The 18,148-nt window shown below is 63.0% G+C and carries 20 protein-coding genes; 11 read left to right on the top strand and 9 right to left on the bottom strand.

Features of this window, described 5'->3' with window-relative positions:
• Window positions 1–23 precede the first annotated feature (23 nt).
• Both IC232_RS23215 and ccoS read left to right on the top strand, forming a co-directional pair.
• Window positions 24–2,252 (top strand): heavy metal translocating P-type ATPase, encoded by a 2,229-nt coding sequence (locus tag IC232_RS23215; RefSeq protein ID WP_190847329.1) that lies wholly within the window; start codon window positions 24–26, stop codon window positions 2,250–2,252.
• 25 nt (window positions 2,253–2,277) lie between these two features.
• Complete coding sequence (gene ccoS / locus IC232_RS23210; RefSeq protein ID WP_190847328.1) at window positions 2,278–2,433, top strand: cbb3-type cytochrome oxidase assembly protein CcoS; 156 nt, start codon at window positions 2,278–2,280, stop codon at window positions 2,431–2,433.
• A gap of 108 nt (window positions 2,434–2,541) precedes the next feature.
• Here ccoS and IC232_RS23205 read toward each other — a convergent pair whose 3' ends face one another.
• Window positions 2,542–3,645, bottom strand: coding sequence for an alpha/beta hydrolase (locus IC232_RS23205; RefSeq protein ID WP_190847327.1), 1,104 nt, complete (start codon window positions 3,643–3,645; stop codon window positions 2,542–2,544).
• Between the two features lie 404 nt (window positions 3,646–4,049).
• Complete coding sequence (locus tag IC232_RS33130) at window positions 4,050–4,526, bottom strand: AraC family transcriptional regulator (RefSeq protein WP_312895226.1); 477 nt, start codon at window positions 4,524–4,526, stop codon at window positions 4,050–4,052.
• Between the two features lie 73 nt (window positions 4,527–4,599).
• Between IC232_RS33130 and IC232_RS23195 the strand changes: the two genes are divergently transcribed.
• Entirely contained in the window at window positions 4,600–5,421 is an 822-nt protein-coding gene (locus IC232_RS23195) for a lytic murein transglycosylase (RefSeq protein WP_190847356.1), read from the top strand.
• Between the two features lie 106 nt (window positions 5,422–5,527).
• On the opposite strand, the gene IC232_RS23190 is transcribed toward IC232_RS23195, so the two are convergent.
• Complete coding sequence (locus IC232_RS23190) at window positions 5,528–5,818, bottom strand: hypothetical protein (protein ID WP_190847325.1); 291 nt, start codon at window positions 5,816–5,818, stop codon at window positions 5,528–5,530.
• A gap of 748 nt (window positions 5,819–6,566) precedes the next feature.
• On the opposite strand from IC232_RS23190, the gene IC232_RS23185 reads away from it, so the two are divergent.
• Window positions 6,567–7,559, top strand: coding sequence for an IS481 family transposase (locus IC232_RS23185; RefSeq protein WP_190847319.1), 993 nt, complete (start codon window positions 6,567–6,569; stop codon window positions 7,557–7,559).
• Window positions 7,560–7,820: 261 nt separating this feature from the next.
• On the opposite strand, the gene IC232_RS23180 is transcribed toward IC232_RS23185, so the two are convergent.
• The gene (locus IC232_RS23180) at window positions 7,821–8,255 is read right to left on the bottom strand and encodes a potassium channel family protein (RefSeq protein WP_190847324.1); all 435 of its coding nucleotides are present in this window, start codon (window positions 8,253–8,255) and stop codon (window positions 7,821–7,823) included.
• 10 nt (window positions 8,256–8,265) lie between these two features.
• Window positions 8,266–8,556 (bottom strand): hypothetical protein, encoded by a 291-nt coding sequence (locus IC232_RS23175; protein ID WP_246812357.1) that lies wholly within the window; start codon window positions 8,554–8,556, stop codon window positions 8,266–8,268.
• 699 nt (window positions 8,557–9,255) lie between these two features.
• On the opposite strand from IC232_RS23175, the gene IC232_RS33125 reads away from it, so the two are divergent.
• The 5 genes from IC232_RS33125 (at window position 9,256) to IC232_RS23150 (ending at window position 12,077) form a co-directional block, all read left to right on the top strand.
• A complete protein-coding gene (locus tag IC232_RS33125) occupies window positions 9,256–9,420 on the top strand; it encodes a hypothetical protein (protein WP_312895225.1) in 165 nt (54 codons plus the stop codon).
• Between the two features lie 248 nt (window positions 9,421–9,668).
• Window positions 9,669–10,109, top strand: a complete 441-nt coding sequence (locus IC232_RS23165) for a hypothetical protein (RefSeq protein ID WP_190847322.1) — start codon at window positions 9,669–9,671, stop codon at window positions 10,107–10,109.
• Between the two features lie 63 nt (window positions 10,110–10,172).
• Window positions 10,173–10,631 carry a hypothetical protein gene (locus IC232_RS23160; protein ID WP_190847321.1) on the top strand — a complete coding sequence of 153 codons (459 nt, stop codon included), beginning with the start codon at window positions 10,173–10,175 and terminating at the stop codon, window positions 10,629–10,631.
• A 45-nt stretch (window positions 10,632–10,676) separates the two neighbouring features.
• The gene (locus IC232_RS23155; RefSeq protein ID WP_190847320.1) at window positions 10,677–11,030 is read left to right on the top strand and encodes a hypothetical protein; all 354 of its coding nucleotides are present in this window, start codon (window positions 10,677–10,679) and stop codon (window positions 11,028–11,030) included.
• Window positions 11,031–11,084: 54 nt separating this feature from the next.
• On the top strand, window positions 11,085–12,077 hold the full coding sequence (locus tag IC232_RS23150) for an IS481 family transposase (RefSeq protein WP_190847319.1): 993 nt from the start codon (window positions 11,085–11,087) through the stop codon (window positions 12,075–12,077).
• Here IC232_RS23150 and IC232_RS23145 read toward each other — a convergent pair.
• Together IC232_RS23145 and IC232_RS23140 are read right to left on the bottom strand one after the other, a co-directional pair.
• Window positions 12,074–12,220, bottom strand: a complete 147-nt coding sequence (locus IC232_RS23145) for a hypothetical protein (protein WP_190847318.1) — start codon at window positions 12,218–12,220, stop codon at window positions 12,074–12,076. The genes IC232_RS23150 and IC232_RS23145 overlap by 4 nt on opposite strands.
• A 451-nt stretch (window positions 12,221–12,671) precedes the next feature.
• Window positions 12,672–13,946, bottom strand: a complete 1,275-nt coding sequence (locus tag IC232_RS23140) for a porin (protein ID WP_190847317.1) — start codon at window positions 13,944–13,946, stop codon at window positions 12,672–12,674.
• Between the two features lie 575 nt (window positions 13,947–14,521).
• Between IC232_RS23140 and IC232_RS23135 the strand changes: the two genes are divergently transcribed.
• On the top strand, window positions 14,522–15,841 hold the full coding sequence (locus IC232_RS23135) for an MFS transporter (RefSeq protein ID WP_190847316.1): 1,320 nt from the start codon (window positions 14,522–14,524) through the stop codon (window positions 15,839–15,841).
• 202 nt (window positions 15,842–16,043) lie between these two features.
• Here IC232_RS23135 and IC232_RS23130 read toward each other — a convergent pair whose 3' ends face one another.
• Entirely contained in the window at window positions 16,044–16,682 is a 639-nt protein-coding gene (locus tag IC232_RS23130; protein ID WP_190847315.1) for a hypothetical protein, read from the bottom strand.
• Window positions 16,683–16,992: 310 nt separating this feature from the next.
• Between IC232_RS23130 and IC232_RS23125 the strand changes: the two genes are divergently transcribed.
• Window positions 16,993–17,187 carry a hypothetical protein gene (locus IC232_RS23125; protein ID WP_190847314.1) on the top strand — a complete coding sequence of 65 codons (195 nt, stop codon included), beginning with the start codon at window positions 16,993–16,995 and terminating at the stop codon, window positions 17,185–17,187.
• Window positions 17,188–17,200: 13 nt separating this feature from the next.
• On the opposite strand, the gene IC232_RS23120 is transcribed toward IC232_RS23125, so the two are convergent.
• Window positions 17,201–17,644: a hypothetical protein gene (locus IC232_RS23120; RefSeq protein ID WP_190847313.1), complete on the bottom strand. Its 444-nt coding sequence runs from the start codon at window positions 17,642–17,644 to the stop codon at window positions 17,201–17,203.
• Between the last annotated feature and the right edge of the window lie 504 nt (window positions 17,645–18,148).

Raw genomic sequence — 18,148 nt, 5'->3', positions numbered from 1 at the left:
GCCGAACCGGATGGGGAACGGCAATGACCTGCTGCGCGCCTGTCGATGTCCAAGCCGTGCTCCAGGCGCCCGGGCAACCCAGCGTCACGCCGGACGAGATCCGGCTGGCCAGCCGCGACCTCGGAGGCGGAACGCGCCAGACCGATCTCTCGGTACCCGGCGTCAGGTGCGCCGCCTGCATCGCAGCGGTCGAACGGACACTGGGAAGGCTGCCCGGCGTCGAGACGGCCCGAGTCAATCTGTCCACCAAGCGCGTTGCGGTCGCGTGGCGCACGAGCGACGGAACGCCGCCCGACCTGATCGGCACGTTGCGCCGCATCGGCTACGAGGCGCACCTGTTCGCGACGGAGCAGGACGCCAGGGATCCGGAGTTGGCGCGCCTCATCAAGGCGCTCGCGGTGGCGGGCTTCTGCGCGATGAACATCATGCTCATGTCTGTGTCCGTCTGGTCTGGGGCCGACGCCACCTCCCGGCAGGCCTTCCACCTCATCTCGGCCCTCCTCGCCCTCCCGGCCCTGCACTATTCCGGCCGGGTCTTCTATGCCTCAGCCTGGTCGGCACTGCGTCATGGCCGCACCAACATGGATGTGCCGATCTCCGTCGGCGTGACGCTCGCTTTCGCCCTCAGCCTCTACGACACGCTCCACAACGCCCCGCACGCCTACTTCGACGCGGCGACGTCCCTGCTGTTCTTCCTGCTCATCGGCCGCACGCTCGACCATATGATGCGCGAGCGGGCGCGCTCCGCCGTCGTGGGATTGGCCAGGCTCGCTCCCTCGGGCGCCACGGTGATCCGGGATGGGCAGCCGCTCTACGTCCCAGTGTCGGAGATCGAGTCGGGTATGGCGGTGATGATTGCCGCCGGTGACCGGATCCCCGTCGACGGCGTGATCGAACAAGGATCCTCCGAACTCGACTGCGCGCTGGTCTCGGGAGAGGCCGCGCCACGCAGCGCCGGTCCAGGCGACGCAATCCCGGCAGGAGTGATGAACCTGACGGGGCGGTTGATTGTCCGGGCTACCGCGCGGGCGGAGAACTCGTTCCTGGCGGAGATGATCCGGATGATGGAGGCGGCCGAGGGCGGACGGGCCCGCCACCGGCGACTGGCGGATCGCGCTGCGGCGCTCTATTCGCCTGTCGTCCACACCATGGCCCTGCTGTCCTTCCTTGGTTGGCTGCTGACCACTGGCGACTGGCATGCTTCGGTTACCATCGCCATCGCCGTCCTGATCATCACCTGTCCATGCGCCTTGGGCCTGGCGGTTCCTATCGTGCAGGTCGTCGCCGCGCGCCGTTTGTTTGAGAGCGGCATCATGGTCAAGGATGGCTCTGCCCTGGAGCGTCTGGCTGAGATCGACGGCGTGGCCTTCGACAAGACCGGTACCCTGACTCTGGGCCAGCCCTCCCTCACGAATGGGGATGAGATCCCGCGGTCGGCAATGCCGGTCGCGCGGGGGATGACCGTTGGCTCCCGCCATCCGGCAGCGGGGGCGATTGCGGAGGCCGCCGCCCGACGCACGAACCAGATCATGGCGTTCAACCGCGTCGAGGAGTTACCCGGCCTTGGGCTCGAAGCCGTCCTGGACGGTGACAGGTACCGACTCGGCAGGTCGGAATGGGCGCTCGAACGAGGAGCCCAGGTCAGCTGCCTGACGACGTCCGTGTCCGTCCTGGCGCGGAACGGTGAATCGCTTGCGACCTTCATCCTGGAGGACAAGGTCCGTCCCGATGCGCGGGAGGCAGTGAATGACCTGAACCGGCAAGGAATTAAGGTGGAAGTCCTCTCCGGCGACCGCGAGGCCGCGGTCAGAAGCCTGGCGTCGAGGCTTGGCATCCGCGACTTCTCTGCAGGTCTTCTTCCCGGCGAAAAGGTGTCCCATCTTGTGGCGCAAGGTGAAGCAGGCCGGAAGATTCTGATGGTCGGAGACGGCCTGAACGACGCGCCCGCCCTATCGGTCGCCTACGTGTCCATGGCTCCCGCCACGGCGGCCGACATCGGCCGGAACGCAGCCGACTTCGTGTTCCTGAACGAAAGCCTGTCCGCCGTTGGCGACGCGCTTGGGATCGCGCGCCGGTCCAGACGATTGATCCTCCAGAACTTCGCCCTCGCGGTTGGCTACAACGGGCTGGCGGTGCCCGTGGCCGTGTTAGGCTACGTGACGCCCTTGGTCGCGGCCATTGCAATGTCGCTGTCCTCGATCATTGTGGTCGCCAACGCCATGAGGCTCGCGCCCGTCCGCAAGGCCAGATGAGTCGTGTAAGTCATGGGAGGATCGAATGGGTTCCATGTGGTGGTTGATCCTCATCGCCCTGGGAATGGGGCTGGCAGGACTGGCCGCCTTCCTGTGGTCCTTGCGGCATAGACAGTACGAGGATTTGGACGGAGCGGCGGAGCGGATCCTCCTTGAGGAGGATCCGGCTGATCGGCCCTGAACGTGGTCGGTCGAGTCCCTCAGCTGGCCAGGAGCTTTAACGACTCCTTCAGGGGAGCCGCGATGCCGATGCGCAGCCGACCGTTCCAGGGTTGAGGACGGCCGACGTCTAGGGCGCGACGATGCTGGAAGCGGATCGCCCCAACTCCTCGATATGGCCACCGAGGCTCTGGCGTGATTGAGGATCGACGATGGCCGCTGGAGCAGACACGACCATTCCGGCGGCGGTTCCGACGGCCGTGGCCGCTCCCGCCGTGACCTGAATGATGCGGTCACCCAACCCGACTCGGGAATCCGTCACCGTCTGGCCCTCGGCCAAGCGCTTGCCGATGAGCTGCACGACTTCAGGGCTCTCCGCGAACTTGCCGTGATTGAGGGCGTCGCCCGCCTTGAGCTTCGTGAGGTCGAGCACCGTCACGTTCGCCTGTTCGAGTTGCGTCCGGAAAGGCTCCTGATCGGGATTGATCGCACCCAGGCGAGCCTCGCTGCCCCACACGCGTCGGGAGACGGCCAGTGCCCTGTCGTCCTGCGAGACGAACAGGGTGAAGGCGGGTCGGTTCGCCCTCGGACCCATGTCGACGATGGCTTCCCGGGCGAGATCAACGTCCACATCCGGAGCAGCGAGCAGGACGTTGCGGATCTTCGGCGTCACCCGGCCGTCGCGGATGGCCATCTGGCGCAGGGTCTCGAGCGCGAGCGAGTTGCCCATGGAATGCGCCAGGATCGAGATCTCGCCCACGGCCGGATCGCGCGAGATCGCCTTCAGCATGGCCTCGAGCGCGTTGCGGGAATAGGCCGTGCTCTCCCGGTCGTAGCCATAGGCCAGCACGCTGCCGCGCGAGGGCCAGGTGAACAGGATCGGCACCACGGGTGCGTTTGCGTCGTGTACGATTTGAGCGAAGCGGAAGACCGCATCGTCGAAGCGGTTGTTGAAGCCGTGGATGAAGACGAGCACCTGCCGCTTGGGAACAGTTCGAAGGGTGCGGCGGAACCAGGCAAGCGCCTGATCTCGATTGATCACGTCGGCCTTGAGGGTCACGAAGTCGGTGGCCGGATTACCTGGTACCTGTCGCGGCCACTGCACCTCGCCGATCTGCCGGGCGCTTGGCGGCGGGATAGAGACCGTGATGTTGGCGAAGGCCGCTGTCGGTCCGCGGTCGCCCGAGAACAGCTCCGCCGGATCCGTTTGCTTGCGCGTGGTGGCGACCAGCATGTCGATCTTGCTCGCCCCTGGAGCCGTTGCGGTGCACGCCCCGGGCACTGGCGCAGGCACCGAGCGTCGTGGCGAGGGCGAAGACCAGAAGAATGCGTCGGTTGGGCATCAGATCAGCGGAGCTGGATTCGGACGGCATTAGCCCCGGCGGGCCGCGGCTGGGATGATGTTTGCACAACCACCTGGAACGCCATCGTCATCGCCCCACGATCAGAATAGCTTGGCCGACTCTCGTGCAGGTTGCGCGCAATCCTCGCATTTGTGCCTCATCAAATATCTTTAATCCGGGTCAGGGGACGGTGTTCGGCCAGTCGAGGGTGCCTTGTCCGGAGCACGCTTTGCGGGTGGGGTGATCGGCGGCTCGTTTTTGGCGGGCCTGGGTTCGCATGCCTTTGACGGTCACTCTAACGCGGCCGGAACCCCATGCTTGACCGCTGAGGACAATCCCTTGACAGTTTGAGACGCTGGCATGTCATTGACTGCTGACCAACAGCCCGCCATGCGTTGGGCGTCCGGCCCGACCAGCGCCGGAAGGCGCGGGTGAAGGCGATCGCCTCGGAATAGCCCAGCGCCGCCGCGATCTGACTGAGCGGCAGCTCGGTATCCCCCAGCAACTGACGGGCAATCTCGAACCGGATCTCGTTAGCAGTGGCTCTGTAGCCCATGCCGCCTCTTTGCAGACGGCGGCTCAGGGTGCGCCGGTGCATCGCCAGCAGTTCAGCGGTGTGATCGGCCGAGCAATGCTTGCTCGTCAGCTGCGTGCGTAGCAGTCGTCGAACATCGTCGGAGAACTCGCATCCCGGACGGGCCGTCTGGTGGCTGATCCGCTCCTCCAGGAGCGCTCGCACCATCGGATCGGCCTTGAGGAGCGCGGAAGCCACTGGTGGCGCCTCATCTCGGTCATGATAGCGCGGCAGTATTCCATCCCACATAGCGGACGTGAGAGGATATATGATGATCATCGGCAGAGTGCTCACAATGTTGGCCGGAGCGGTCTTGGTGTCGCTCTTGGGGATGGGCAACACCGCAATCGCAGCTCAGTGCGGTAGCACGGCGGGCGGCTTCGAGGTCTGGAAGCGTCAGTTTGCCGACGAAGCCCGGACACAGGGTGTCAGCTCCTCTGCACTTGCAGCTCTCATGAATGCTGACTACGCGAGTGCCACGATCACGGCTGACCGTAGCCAGAGAAGTTTTCGATTGTCGCTCGAGCAGTTTCTCGCCAAGCGGGGCGCTCCAACGATCGTCGCGAGGGGGCGCTCGCTCAAGCAGTCTCAGGCGGCGCTCTTCACATCCCTTGAGCAACGCTATGGCGTCCCGCCAGGGCCGCTCCTGGCGATCTGGGGCATGGAGACGGCCTTTGGGCGGCAGCGTGGAAACCAGAACACGCTCTCGGCTGTCGCAACGCTCGCCTACGACTGCCGTCGTTCAGCATTCTTCACCGAACAGCTCTACGCCACTCTGACCCTGATCGATCGTGGCGTTCTCTCTGCGGGCACACGTGGCTCCATGCACGGCGAGATCGGCCAGACCCAGTTCCTGCCCAAGAGCATCCTGAACTATGGCACCGGCGGCGATCTCAACATCGCAGCCAATGCTCTCGCCTCGACGGCCAACTTCCTCAAGGCCCATGGCTGGCGCGCCGGTGCAGGTTACCAACCGGGCGAAGCCAACTTCAGTGCGATCCAGGCCTGGAACGCCGCTTCCGTCTACCAGCGCGCCATTGCGCTGATTGGCCAACAGATTGACGGGCGAGAGAGCGCGTCAGTGAGGCGCTAACAGCACGACGAGCGGGAACAAGCCTTCGGCAGATCTCGATTTCTGAGTATCGGAGCTTTATGTTGATCCCTCTGCAATCCCGGCCGGAGAACAGAAACAGCCCTGTTCAAGGTGTCACGGTGGCCAGCACCTCACCCATGGTGATCTCAGGCTCGCCATCAATGACATCCGTCAGGCTCGCCCGGATCCAGACCAATGCCTTCTCGTTGGCTGCAAGTGCAGCCTCGCGGTTCTCAAACAAGCTGATCGAACCACCTACCCCATCACCGGCATCGAACACACAGTAGCCCTGAAACCCAGGCGTTTGCTTGAGCATCTGGCCAAGACCGCTCTCCGCGCGACGGGCAGCTTCAGCGACCGAACTCATGCGGTTGAACTTGCGGATGACGACGTACATAGCGAACTCCAGAGCTGCAGAAAGCAACAGCTTTAATCCTGATTATTGGTCTTCGTATGGTGGCCGTGCCGGTGGGACTTCGTTGCGCGGCTCCGCACGTCGTCACTTGGCTTGGCGCAAGCTGCCGATGGATGATCCCGAACACAGTGGCAAAGCGGGCATCAGAGCGTCACTCAATTTCGTCAGAAACAAAGAGAACTCTGTCCCGGAAGGCTGCGTGTCCTAAAGGGTTTAGTCACTGTCTCGATGTGTCAAGCAGCCCGCTCTGGGGTGAGACATGGTCCTCCTCCGAAGGTCTCCCTCTGCTCCCGCACGGAGACTTTCGCTGACGGCACCCCGTTTAGTGAATCTAGACGGGGTTCTTTCACGGAGAGGATCATGCTTGGGCTGATCATAATGTGCATGCCGCTCGGTATCGCCGTCGGCTTGTCCGTGGTGGCAATCACCCAGATCGAGGCTGACGGTTCTGCAGACCGTGCCGAAGCAGATCCTCAGCACGGCATAATAAGGAGGTTCCATGAAAATGATCATCGCCGTACTCGCGGCAAACGCCTTGCTGACAGGATGCATGTCAGGTTCCGGATCGGAATCGCGGACACCGAACTACGTCGCGTCCCAAACCACCCAGTCACCCGGGATTCGCAATGACAGCTTTGGGGGAAGCGCAATGCCTATGCGCGGCTTGGCTTACTAGATGTTCAGTCCCACGAAGTGGTGGTACGATCATCTCCTCTTGGAGGGACAGCTTATGGGACAGCTTCTCCACGGCAGCGCCACCACGACAGAGGCAGTTCGTCGCGCAATCCAAGTTGGTCAAGAAAGCGTAAGAGCTCTGGCTCGGCGCTACGGCATCAGCCCCACCACGGTGCAGAAATGGCGTAAGCGCGCGAGCCTCAGAGATGCGCCCATGGGCCCGAAGCAGGTTCGTTCGACCGTACTGACGCTGGAGGAGGAAGCCGTTGTGGTGGCCTTCCGCCGTCACACCCTGCTGCCGCTGGACGATTGCCTGTACGCGCTCCAGCCCACCATCCCGCACCTGACCCGTTCATCTCTGCATCGCTGTCTGCAGCGCCATGGTATCAGCCGCTTGCCCGAGGTGACCGGCGACAAGCCGGCCAGGAAGAAGTTCAAGGCTTATCCCATCGGCTACTTCCACATCGACATCGCCGAGGTGCACACGGAGGAAGGACGGCTCCACCTGTTTGTGGCCATTGATCGCACCAGCAAGTTCGCTTTCGCTCAACTGCATGAGAAAGCCACAAGACAGGTCGCTGCTGACTTTCTGCGCGCGCTGATCGCGGCGGCGCCGTACAAGGTGCGCACCGTGCTCACTGACAATGGCACCCACTTCACCACGCCTGGCAACACCAGTTCGGCAGCCCCTCTGATCAAAGAAGCCATGGAACGAGGCGAGATCTTCCGCGCTCATGCCTTTGAGTACGCCTGTGCCCAGAACGACATCGATCATCGCCTGACCAAACCGCGCCATCCCTGGACCAATGGTCAGGTCGAGAGGATGAACCGCACGATCAAGGACGCCACCGTCAGGCGCTACTACTACGACAGCCACGACCAGCTCCGGCATCATCTGCAACTGTTCCTGGATGCCTACAACCATGCCAGGCGGCTCAAGACCTTACGGGGCCTCACCCCCTACGAGTACATCTGCAAAACCTGGACCGAGCAGCCGCATCGGTTCATCGCCGATCCGACACACCACACCTTGGGACCGAACATCTAGCTATTGGGCGCTATAGGACTCAGATTGAAAGATGTGCGTTGCCCGCTTCCTCGCCGGCGCACTCTCCTGAGCGACGGACGCGGCAGGCGCAGCCGCGTGGAACTTTGGGTGCGCACCCACATCCAGGTTGAAGTCAAGGATCAGGACGACGCTTTAGCTGCTTTCCGTCCAGAGCAGCCAGATACGAACCTTTCTGCACTGCGGAGGATGACGTCAGCCGATGATCGCAGTGGCGCAGTCCTGTGGCGATGGGTTCGATCCTCATGAATCGCCGCTTCGGTCACGGCTGCGCATGGCCTGACGCAGCACCTCGAAGATGACCGCAGTCGACCAGCCGAACAGCAACACGCCGTTCATGGCTGCCATCGGCCCGAGCCAGCGCCAGTGCTCCACCGGCACGACGTCGCCATAACCTAATGTCGTGTAGTTGACGAATGCGAAGTACAACACGTCGGCTCCGGGAGGAATCACCTCCAGCATTCCATAGGCGAGCGACCATGTGAGCACCTCGGCAACATGGGCGATCAGCAGCACCCCGACTATCGCAACCATGACAGAAGCAAGCCAGGTTTGGCGCGGTCCGCGATCCCATTTCAGGGCACGGCGAGCGGTGCTCACAACACATGCCATCACGACTGCATGGATCGCGATGTTGCCCAGGCTGACGGCACTGCCGACTAGGAGCTGTCGCAACATGGCTCACCTTCTACGACGCGGCTGCCGGGATCAGGTACAGGATGGCCGTGATGATCAGGTAGAGCGCGAGCAGTTGCGCCCCCTTGAACCAGTTCGATTGGCCTGTCGTTGTCACGGTCGCCCCGAGCAGCACCGCCTCGAACAGCATCCACATCTCGGCCTGTGAGAACACCAGCCGGAACTGCGGCTGTTCCATGGCTGGCGCGGCCAGAACGAGGACCGGAGCGACGAAAAGGGCGATCTGCACGCAGCTTCCCAAGGCGATCCCGATGCTGAGGGCGGGACGGTTGGCCCGACCCATGGCGATGGCTGACCCCGACTGGCCGCGCCGCAGAAAGGGGCTTCATGACCTCTCTGCCCTCCCCTAGAAGCCTAGCTCATGCGGAACACCCTGCTTGATTGGAGCGGACAATCTCTTGACAGTTTAGGCCACCAAGGCACCGGCGCTTGGCGAACAGATCACCGAGACGGGATGTAGGAACTGAGAACGCCATCACTGATCCCGGCGTTCGCCGCAACCTCAGCTGATGAGCATCCTGCCGCTCCTGCCGCTGTGGCGATCTCGCATCTCCTCGAGGTCCTCGGATCCGCGCAGCTCTGGTGAAGGCCATGCCACCCGGCACCAGACACACGCCATGGCCCAAACTGGCAAGTGACTGTCCCCTTCAGTCAAGCATGGTGCTGCGACATGCCTACAGTGGTTCCGTGATGGACAGCAGGGACCAAGGGTCCTGCCAGTGCGGAGGTCACGATGAGAATTGCGGGGATCTTGGCTGCCGCCGGGCTATGCCTGGGCTTGGTCCCCTCAGACGCGGTTGCGCAGCGAGGGCTTTCCAAGTTCCAGGGCGCCTGGCTGTCGGGCAGTGCGGATTGTGCGGAGGTCTACTCATCTGCGGGCAAAGGAGCTTCATTCAAAAAGCCGGTCGACATCTTTGCGCCTGCTTTTGCCATCTCCGGCAATCGGCTGAGGACGCCTCAAGCCTCGTGTCGCATCAAATCGGTGAGTCCGGCCGGAGAGCGTCAACGTCTCACCCTCGACTGCGCCAACGCCGTGGCCGGCGACGAGGTCAGGGTTCTCATGGCACCGCAGCCAGACGGTTCGCTCAAGCGCTACTTCAATGAGCAGGATACGACCGGCACCCTATACCAGCGGTGCTCGCAATGAAGGCAGCGGCAGCTTCGGCAAGCGTTCCAGCCTCCGCGGCGGAGGCCGACAGTCCGTCCTAAAGTGTCAACACCATGTCTTAAGCGATCAAGCATCGCCAGCCGTTTGATGTAGTCTGGTGCATTGCGACGGCGGAGGTGTCGCCTAGCATATGGAGTCATCTACCGACCGTGGTTGCAGGCCTGTCCCCGTTTCCTTGGCGGGCCGCTCACGCGAGCCTTCATCGGGCACCGTAGCGGAGAGCGAAGATGATCGACTTGAGGGCAGTTCGGAAAAAACCGATCGTCTCTATTCTGGCGGCGAATATGCTAGGCCTGTCCCTCATGGCCACTGCCGTCTTGGCGGATTCCCCCTCGTCCGGGCAGGCGCAGCAGACGCAGGATGTCGGCTCGAAGCCTGCCGTGACTTCGATAAAGCGGTCCGGCTCCGCCAGAGCAGACGCCCGCAAACCGATGAGGAAGCCCGATGGAGGCGGCAACTTCGTCTATGGGCTCATCAACACCATCCGGGCGCAGAGCCAGGAGCTGTGCGCCCGCTATGGCAATCCGGCGGATTGTCTCGAAGAGGCGGAGGTTTGCCTGACCATGCGCGACGCGGATGATAATCAAGTTAGGTTGTGCCTCAACACCGCTCCTGGTGACAGCGGAGGCGATGGAGGTACGGTGCAGAAGTCACGGCTGAGACGGTAGTCTCGATTTTGAGCGCAAGTGAAAAGACAAAAGGGGGCGGGTAACAAGCCTGTGGAGGCCAATATGAGGAAACTCGCAACTCTCGCCGCTGCCGCCCTCATCGTGAGCGGCAGTGCCGGAACAGCAGACGCGCAACACTGGCGCAGAGGGTACTATCGTCATGGAGGCTGGGGCGGGGGCGGCACCGTCGCCGCAGGGCTCATTGGCGGAGCGATCCTCGGGGGCCTGATCACCGCAGCCGCGACTACCCCCGCCTATGGGTACGGGTATCCGGCCTACGGGTATGGATATGGCTATGCCGCCTATGGCCCTTGGCCGGGGTACTCCGCCGCCTATTATCCTCAGCCGGTCTACTATGGACCACGCTACTACCCGCGCCCGGTCTATTATGGCCCACGCTATTACCCGCGACGCGTCTACTATGGACCGCGCTACGGCGGACCTCGCTCCTATGGCGCATACCGAGGCTATTACGGCCCGCGCTACGGCGGACCTCGCGTGGCTTACCGCCGCTACCGGTGAGGACGAGTCGCACGTCGGAGCGGGTTGAGGGGCCAGGAGGCGGTGATGCAGGCGCGGGCGTACTCGGCCATTGAGATCCTGCGTGACCGACGCAGGGTTGAGATCCGCGCCCTCCGGCCGGAGGATCGGGCTGACATGCTCGCCACTGTCGGCCGGACCAGCGATCGGTCCCTTTATCGACGCTTCTTCGCCTTCAAGCGCAGCTTCACCGATCAGGAGGTCGACTTCTACGTGAATGTCGACTTCGTGAGCCACGTCGCGCTCGTCGCGGTGCTGAAGGAAGACGGGCACACGGTAATCGTCGGCGGGGCGCGCTACATGTGGGGCTGCCCGATCAGGCCGAGGTTGCCTTCGCCGTGGACGACGCCCACCAGGGTCAGGGCATCGGCGCTGCGCTAGATGTTCAGTCCCACGAAGTGGTGGTACGATCATCTCCTCTTGGAGGGACAGCTTATGGGACAGCTTCTCCACGGCAGCGCCACCACGACAGAGGCAGTTCGTCGCGCAATCCAAGTTGGTCAAGAAAGCGTAAGAGCTCTGGCTCGGCGCTACGGCATCAGCCCCACCACGGTGCAGAAATGGCGTAAGCGCGCGAGCCTCAGAGATGCGCCCATGGGCCCGAAGCAGGTTCGTTCGACCGTACTGACGCTGGAGGAGGAAGCCGTTGTGGTGGCCTTCCGCCGTCACACCCTGCTGCCGCTGGACGATTGCCTGTACGCGCTCCAGCCCACCATCCCGCACCTGACCCGTTCATCTCTGCATCGCTGTCTGCAGCGCCATGGTATCAGCCGCTTGCCCGAGGTGACCGGCGACAAGCCGGCCAGGAAGAAGTTCAAGGCTTATCCCATCGGCTACTTCCACATCGACATCGCCGAGGTGCACACGGAGGAAGGACGGCTCCACCTGTTTGTGGCCATTGATCGCACCAGCAAGTTCGCTTTCGCTCAACTGCATGAGAAAGCCACAAGACAGGTCGCTGCTGACTTTCTGCGCGCGCTGATCGCGGCGGCGCCGTACAAGGTGCGCACCGTGCTCACTGACAATGGCACCCACTTCACCACGCCTGGCAACACCAGTTCGGCAGCCCCTCTGATCAAAGAAGCCATGGAACGAGGCGAGATCTTCCGCGCTCATGCCTTTGAGTACGCCTGTGCCCAGAACGACATCGATCATCGCCTGACCAAACCGCGCCATCCCTGGACCAATGGTCAGGTCGAGAGGATGAACCGCACGATCAAGGACGCCACCGTCAGGCGCTACTACTACGACAGCCACGACCAGCTCCGGCATCATCTGCAACTGTTCCTGGATGCCTACAACCATGCCAGGCGGCTCAAGACCTTACGGGGCCTCACCCCCTACGAGTACATCTGCAAAACCTGGACCGAGCAGCCGCATCGGTTCATCGCCGATCCGACACACCACACCTTGGGACCGAACATCTAATGCGCCACCTGGCGCTGATTGCCCGTCAGGCCGGTCTCAAAGAGCTGGCTGCCGATGTCCTGCCAGAGAACACTGCGATGCTGAAGGTATTCGCGGCAAGCGGGCTTGGGATCACGACCCGAAGGCAGCCGGACGCCACCCATGTCGTGCTCCGGCTTTCGTGAACTGTGGATTGGCGGGGGTGGCATCGCTGCGAGCCAAGGCCGTGGAGTCAACCGCCGGAGGGATTTGCCTATGCTACGCCGCGATCAAGACGCACACCATGCATAATCTGACGGTGCAGCAGCTCACACGCCCTAAGCAGCGCCCCGCCAACGACAATGGTCCAAGCCAACCCGCGGGATCCGCGGACCAGCCGTCAAAGCACATGGTGGGGTTTACGCTTCTCATCTTTGGCCTGTTGAGCCTAACCATCGTATCCTGCCAGTTGGGCATCGGTGTCGTTGAAATTTTCCTGGGGTGAGCCTGACATCGATGCTCTCTGGCTCAGCATCCTGGTTTCGATATTTAACATCTCCCCTCAATGAGGGAGATAGCCAAAAGAAAAACCCCGGTGTTGCCACCGGGGTTTTCCTATCCAATCAGACGAGCCGATTAGAAGTCGCGCTGAACGCGGAAGCGAGCTTCCCAGCGGTCTTCGTTCTCAAGGTCAACGCTATCAACGTCGATGTTGGCGTAGAGCACCTCAACACCGATGTCCAGGCCGGAGACCGGCGACCAGAAGGTGTTGACGCCAACGCGCCACTCGTCGAAGTCGGGGAGGAAAGCAGCGCCGACTGCATCGCTGTCGAAGTCGACGCTAGCATACGAACCGTGGATGTTCGAACGCAGGGTCGGAGCCCAGTAGTGACGCAGACCACCGGCAACCTGCCAACCGCTGGCTGTCTCGACGTCGCCATCGGCGCCGATGAAGGCATCCGGAACAGCGAAGCCACGGAGCGAGCCGGAAGCGCCGACGCCCGTTACGGTTGGGCCGAAGCCGAGGTAGTTAAGAGCGCCGTCAGCATAGGCAGCGGCGAACCAGAGAGCATCGCCAGCGCCGAGAGCCGGAAGGTTGAGGCCAGCCTGAAGGCCGACGGCCCAGCCGAGCTCGCTGTCGATGAAGTCAGCGTCGATGGGGTCGAACGCGGAGGCGCGGGACTCGTGCAGAGCACCGGAGAGCTGGACCGAACCCCAGGTGCCGGCGTACTTCACGTTACCGACGAGGTCGGGCCAACGCTGGCCAGCCGTGGACGTGAGAGGAGCACCGGTGACCGGATTGAAGCCGCCCAGGCGGTTGCCGGCGAAGGCGCCTTCTTCCAGCGACAGGGTGGCCGAGAAGCCGTTGCCGAAGGAGAAGGTGTAGGCCAGCAGGTTCACGTCCGGATAATCGTAGAAGCGGAGCGTGGTGATGTTGCCGTTCGGCAGGTCGCCGTTGGCGAAGAACGAGGTCGTACGACCAGCGGTCAGGCCACCGAACTGGATGTAGGCCTGAGCGATATTCGGCGAGATGCCGGACGCGCCAGCGCCAACCTGCGAGTTGTACACGCCGGTGTTGCGGTCCATCTCCATACGGATGAAGGTGCGGAGCAGGCCGTAAGCGGTGGCGGTGCGGGCGTCGAGCTGAACGCGGCCACGAGCGCGGAAGCCGATCGCGTTGTCCTCGCGGAACTGCGGCTCGAGGTACTGGTACTCAGCGCGGACGCGGCCAGCAACACGAAGGCAGGTTTCCGTGCCGGGGATGTAGAAGAAGCCTGCGCCGTAGGTGGAGCAGACGCGGACGTATTCAACAGCAGCAGCCTTCTTCACGGGAAGGTCGGCAGCTTGAGCTCCGGCAACAGCCGCGAGACCCGCGACCGATCCGAGGAAGAGGCTCTTAGCGAGCTTCATGGTTAAACCTCCAAAGTTTCGAGACCCTGGGGGGCCGGGTTTTTGTGCCTCGGTGACTTCATCGAAGCCCTAAACACGTCCCTTTTCCCCTAGTACCCGGCGGCTCGCCTTCTCGGTCGAACCCACCAGGATCACGACTGGGGTGCCCCCGTCGCTGGAGCCACATTATCCAGCACGAGTTCGTGATCAAGCGAATAGACGCGCTTTCATCCGCGGGCATGTCGGATCTTTGACATACTGTGGCCAAATTCCAACACCTGACCGCACGGGCGGAGCGTGATGTTAAATTTCCCTTAACAACTCGCCAGCTTTGATAGGAATATAATATTACTTTGTTGCCCCACCCACTGGCGCTTCTGGACCGGCGGCTCGATTCCTATGATTCTGCTGAGGCAACAGGAGGAAGCGGGACCTGAGTGTAAGGATGGATCCTTAATCGAGCAGCAGGTGTGTTATTCTGCCCTGACTGGTACCTGACCGCAGAAATAGACCTTGGCCGGGACTGAGCCTCGGCCATAGCGTCAATGGCGCTGTTGTGGCAAATTCTCATTCTCCGACAAGGAAGAAGCGGGGCTATGGAGCAGGCGCATCCGCAGACCACGCTCGCGGCTGGAGCAGCAGATCGGACCCATGCCTGGATTGTCGTGGGCCTGTTGTTTTCGTTCATGCTCATTAATTTCGCCGACCGAGCGGTGCTCGGCCTCGCGGCCATTCCGATCATGCAGGATCTCGGCCTGACTCACAGTCAGTTTGGCCTCATCGCGACGAGCTTCTTTACCCTCTTCTCGGTAGGAGGCGTCATCGGCGGGTTCCTGGTGAACCGCGTCGCCAGCAAGTGGGTGCTGGCCGCGCTGGCGCTGATCTGGTCCCTGTGCCAGCTGCCGATGCTGCTGTCAGTCTCGGTGGTCGCCCTGGTCGTGAACCGGGTCACCCTCGGCTTCAGCGAAGGGCCTGCGTATCCGGTTGCCCTGCATGCCGCCTATAAGTGGTTCCCGAACGATCGCCGCGCCGTCCCGACCAGCCTCATCGCCATCGGCGCTTTGGCAGGCAACGGGATCGCGGCGCCCCTGATCGTCGCCATTATTGCCACGTGGTCCTGGCATGCCGCCTTCGGTTTCCTCGGATTCATCGGCCTGGTCTGGTGCGCCGCATGGTTATTGATGGCCCGCGGGGATCCCGTCACCCCGGATCACGTCAGCTCCGGCGAGACCATGGCGCGCCTGTCCTACCGCCGGCTGTTCAGGTGCCGGACGGTTGTCGGCGTCCAGGTTGTCGGCTTCTGCGCCTACTGGCTGCTGACGCTGGCGGTCGTCTGGCTGCCCGCGTTCCTGACCCAGGCCTTCGGCTACACGCCAGCTCAGGTCGGTTGGATCATGATGCTGGTGTCCCTCGGGCAGATCGTGATCCTGCCCGGCGTCTCGATTCTTTCGGACGGTCTGAAGCGGCGCGGCGTCCCGAGCCGGCTGGCGTGCGGGGCGGTGGCGTGCGCCAGCACCCTCGCCGCAGGTCTGATCGTCATCCTGTTGGCGCGATCCGAGGGATCCCTGGCGATCATCGTGTGCACCGTGGTCGCCTTCTCCCTCTGCAGTGTCATATCCGTGCTTGGGCCCGTGCTGGTCGCCGAGGTCACGCCGGTCGAGCAACGCGGGGCCGCCCTCGGCATCACTACCGCAATCACAACGCTGGCCGGCCCCCTTGCCCCGGTGGTCACAGGGCTGTTGCTTGACGTCGGCACCCACCCGGCGGACGGAGTGCGTACAGCCCTCCTGATTGCGGGAGGCTTGGTCATTCTGGGGGCGCTTGCAGGATTTGCTCTAATCGATCCGGAAGCGGACCAGGCCAGCAATTCGCAAATTCCCGCGGTTCAAGCCGAATCAGCGGAACGGCTTACCTGAGGCCCGCACCTCAACGTGGGTTCGATCCGCTCTGAGCGCTTCGGACGACCATCGTTCTCAAACTGGCAAGGTGGCTATCCTAGAACACTACGTATGGGGGCTGGCGTCGGAGGATCCCGGCACCAGGAAAACGTTGTGATCGACGGCCTCCGACGAATCGAAGGATCACCCGGCCCGGCTGCTAGCCATCGACGTGGGTCAATCACTGCACGGTGCCACGGGCTCGTCCGCCTTGGGCGCGACAGGAGCATCCGACCCCAACGGGCGCCGAGTTGGTCAGAGCGCAGGTTCGGACCGAGGTCACGCAGTAGCCACCGGCCGATGCCACTGGCGTCTGGTACGTAGAGTACGGATAATTATAATACGGGTACGTGGCCGCCGCTCCGATCACCGCTCCCGTTGCCAGGCCGGCGGCGCCCCAGCCCCAGCCGCCATAGTAATTCCCGTAGTATGGGTAGCGTCCGTAATAGGGATATCGCCCGCCATAGTTCGGATATCGGCCGCGCCAATCCCTACGGTTGTCGAAGCGGCCAGGGTTGTTTATCGCCGCCTGACGAAGATCGCCTCGCCCCGGCCGGACAGCAACGGCACTTCCACGGAAGCTACTGCCCATCCCGACCCGGGAGCCGCCCATGCCGGTGCGCGGTACGTACATCCGGGAGCCGCCCCCGAAATCACCGCCGCGAAAACCTCCCCCACCCCGGAAGCCGCCGCCGCCGAAGCCGCCACCCCCACCAATGCGGGCGCCGCCGCCGCGCCCGCCGCGTTGGGCTTCGGCAATATCTGGGATCAGAATAGCGCCCGCTGCGAGGGCGCTCAGAGCCAAGAGAAGCTTGTTCATGATGATCCTCCGCTTTCCGACAGGTGCACAGGTGGATCGAGGCATGCTGTCCGGACTGAGCCACATTGTGATCCGTTCCGGAAGGCGCGCTTGATCGTCCGGGACAAGCACTTGGCATTTTGAGACCAAAGGCCATGCGGGGCCCCTCACCGGTAGCGGAGCCTTCGCCATGGGCACCAGGGTGTCGCGCTTCAGGTTGCTCCAGCCAGGCGTGGATCGGAGGCATCTTGTAAGCCTTTTGAACGTTTGACGGCATGGGCTCCAAACCGCAGATTTGCTTGCTCCGGAAACCGGGGGAACAGGTGAGGCCATGGCTGTAGACCGTACGATGCTGAGGCAGGCCCTGAGCGAACTCGTGAGACTGAAGGGCGGCGCGGACGACCCGACGCGCTTCCTCGCCCGGCTCTACAACTCCGCCCTGAGCGAATGGGCGGGAGAGCTCGGTGTAGACCAACAGAAACTCAACAGGCTGGTCCACGTCAGGGAGGCGGTATCAGGCCGCTGAGGCAGCCCGCGGCTCACCGCAGACCGACCTCGATGCCGCTCACATTGGCATTCAGCTCCAGCCCAATGGTGCGGCCGCGCAGCTCGAGAACCACACCTCTCGCATTCTGCAGACGAATGCTCGAAACGCCCCCGCCGGCGGCGGCTCCCATGCCAACGGCCGTGTAGGTGCCGGCAATGTCGTTGGCCCGGCGCAGGTTGTAGGCGCGCCCGACCAAGTCAGCCTTCGATACCCCGATCGTCGCGCCGAAGCTCAAGCCGCCAACACTCAACGGATACCGCCGTCCCTGAAAAACGAGCGTGCCCCTGCCGCCGCCGACGCCAACGATGAACCCCGCCTTGGCGATCTCGACGTAGACCGTTCCGGTGGCGGCCCACCCTGGTGCCGCCAGCCCCGGCGCGAACATCACCACGAGGGCAACCAGGCCGGAACGAAGAGCATCATGGACTGTGAACATATATCCCTCCCTCGTCTCACGTTCTCAAGCGCAGAGGCGAACCCGGAACCCGTCGAGCGCCCGGCCTACGGTGGAAGGCCCGTCCTTAGATACGCGGCCGGGCGAGCCTCCCGAATCCCGCAAACCTTAGGCCGAGGATCCTCAGGGCGCTTGACACTTGAGGACATTGGCTTGGCATTCCGGGACGGAGGAGCCATGCGGACCCATGGGTCGTGCCGCTTGGACCGCCGGAGTGCAGCACTGCTCCGTCCCGGATGACCTCGTGCGATCCGGTTTCGCATTCCGACGACGGCCTCAGACACAGCCAGAACGCCTGAGCCGCCGCAAACCCGGGATGCGACAGCCTCAATGGTGACTGATAGTCCTGGGACAAGCGTCCCAACAGGAGACCGTCACCCTCTGGTTCGGCTCCCTCCGTCCACGGAATTAGAGCATCGGACGGTTAAACGGACGCATATCCGGCTGCCCTGAGGAAGTTCCAACATTCTCGCGGCTCAAACAAAT

This window comes from Microvirga sp. (genome assembly GCF_014699075.1).
GTDB lineage: Bacteria > Pseudomonadota > Alphaproteobacteria > Rhizobiales > Beijerinckiaceae > Microvirga.
Note: the sequence above shows the minus strand (reverse complement) of the source record. Positions and strands in the feature narration are given on the sequence as shown.

Coding starts and splice junctions, on each gene's coding strand:
- IC232_RS23215 (WP_190847329.1), top strand. CDS start 24: ATGACCTGCTGCGCGCCTGTCGATGTCCAAGCCGTGCTCCAGGCGCCC.
- ccoS (WP_190847328.1), top strand. CDS start 2,278: ATGGGTTCCATGTGGTGGTTGATCCTCATCGCCCTGGGAATGGGGCTG.
- IC232_RS23205 (WP_190847327.1), bottom strand. CDS start 3,645: ATGCTGGTCGCCACCACGCGCAAGCAAACGGATCCGGCGGAGCTGTTC.
- IC232_RS23195 (WP_190847356.1), top strand. CDS start 4,600: ATGATCATCGGCAGAGTGCTCACAATGTTGGCCGGAGCGGTCTTGGTG.
- IC232_RS23190 (WP_190847325.1), bottom strand. CDS start 5,818: ATGTACGTCGTCATCCGCAAGTTCAACCGCATGAGTTCGGTCGCTGAA.
- IC232_RS23185 (WP_190847319.1), top strand. CDS start 6,567: ATGGGACAGCTTCTCCACGGCAGCGCCACCACGACAGAGGCAGTTCGT.
- IC232_RS23180 (WP_190847324.1), bottom strand. CDS start 8,255: ATGTTGCGACAGCTCCTAGTCGGCAGTGCCGTCAGCCTGGGCAACATC.
- IC232_RS23175 (WP_246812357.1), bottom strand. CDS start 8,556: ATGGGTCGGGCCAACCGTCCCGCCCTCAGCATCGGGATCGCCTTGGGA.
- IC232_RS23165 (WP_190847322.1), top strand. CDS start 9,669: ATGATCGACTTGAGGGCAGTTCGGAAAAAACCGATCGTCTCTATTCTG.
- IC232_RS23160 (WP_190847321.1), top strand. CDS start 10,173: ATGAGGAAACTCGCAACTCTCGCCGCTGCCGCCCTCATCGTGAGCGGC.
- IC232_RS23155 (WP_190847320.1), top strand. CDS start 10,677: ATGCAGGCGCGGGCGTACTCGGCCATTGAGATCCTGCGTGACCGACGC.
- IC232_RS23150 (WP_190847319.1), top strand. CDS start 11,085: ATGGGACAGCTTCTCCACGGCAGCGCCACCACGACAGAGGCAGTTCGT.
- IC232_RS23145 (WP_190847318.1), bottom strand. CDS start 12,220: ATGGGTGGCGTCCGGCTGCCTTCGGGTCGTGATCCCAAGCCCGCTTGC.
- IC232_RS23140 (WP_190847317.1), bottom strand. CDS start 13,946: ATGAAGCTCGCTAAGAGCCTCTTCCTCGGATCGGTCGCGGGTCTCGCG.
- IC232_RS23135 (WP_190847316.1), top strand. CDS start 14,522: ATGGAGCAGGCGCATCCGCAGACCACGCTCGCGGCTGGAGCAGCAGAT.
- IC232_RS23130 (WP_190847315.1), bottom strand. CDS start 16,682: ATGAACAAGCTTCTCTTGGCTCTGAGCGCCCTCGCAGCGGGCGCTATT.
- IC232_RS23125 (WP_190847314.1), top strand. CDS start 16,993: ATGGCTGTAGACCGTACGATGCTGAGGCAGGCCCTGAGCGAACTCGTG.
- IC232_RS23120 (WP_190847313.1), bottom strand. CDS start 17,644: ATGTTCACAGTCCATGATGCTCTTCGTTCCGGCCTGGTTGCCCTCGTG.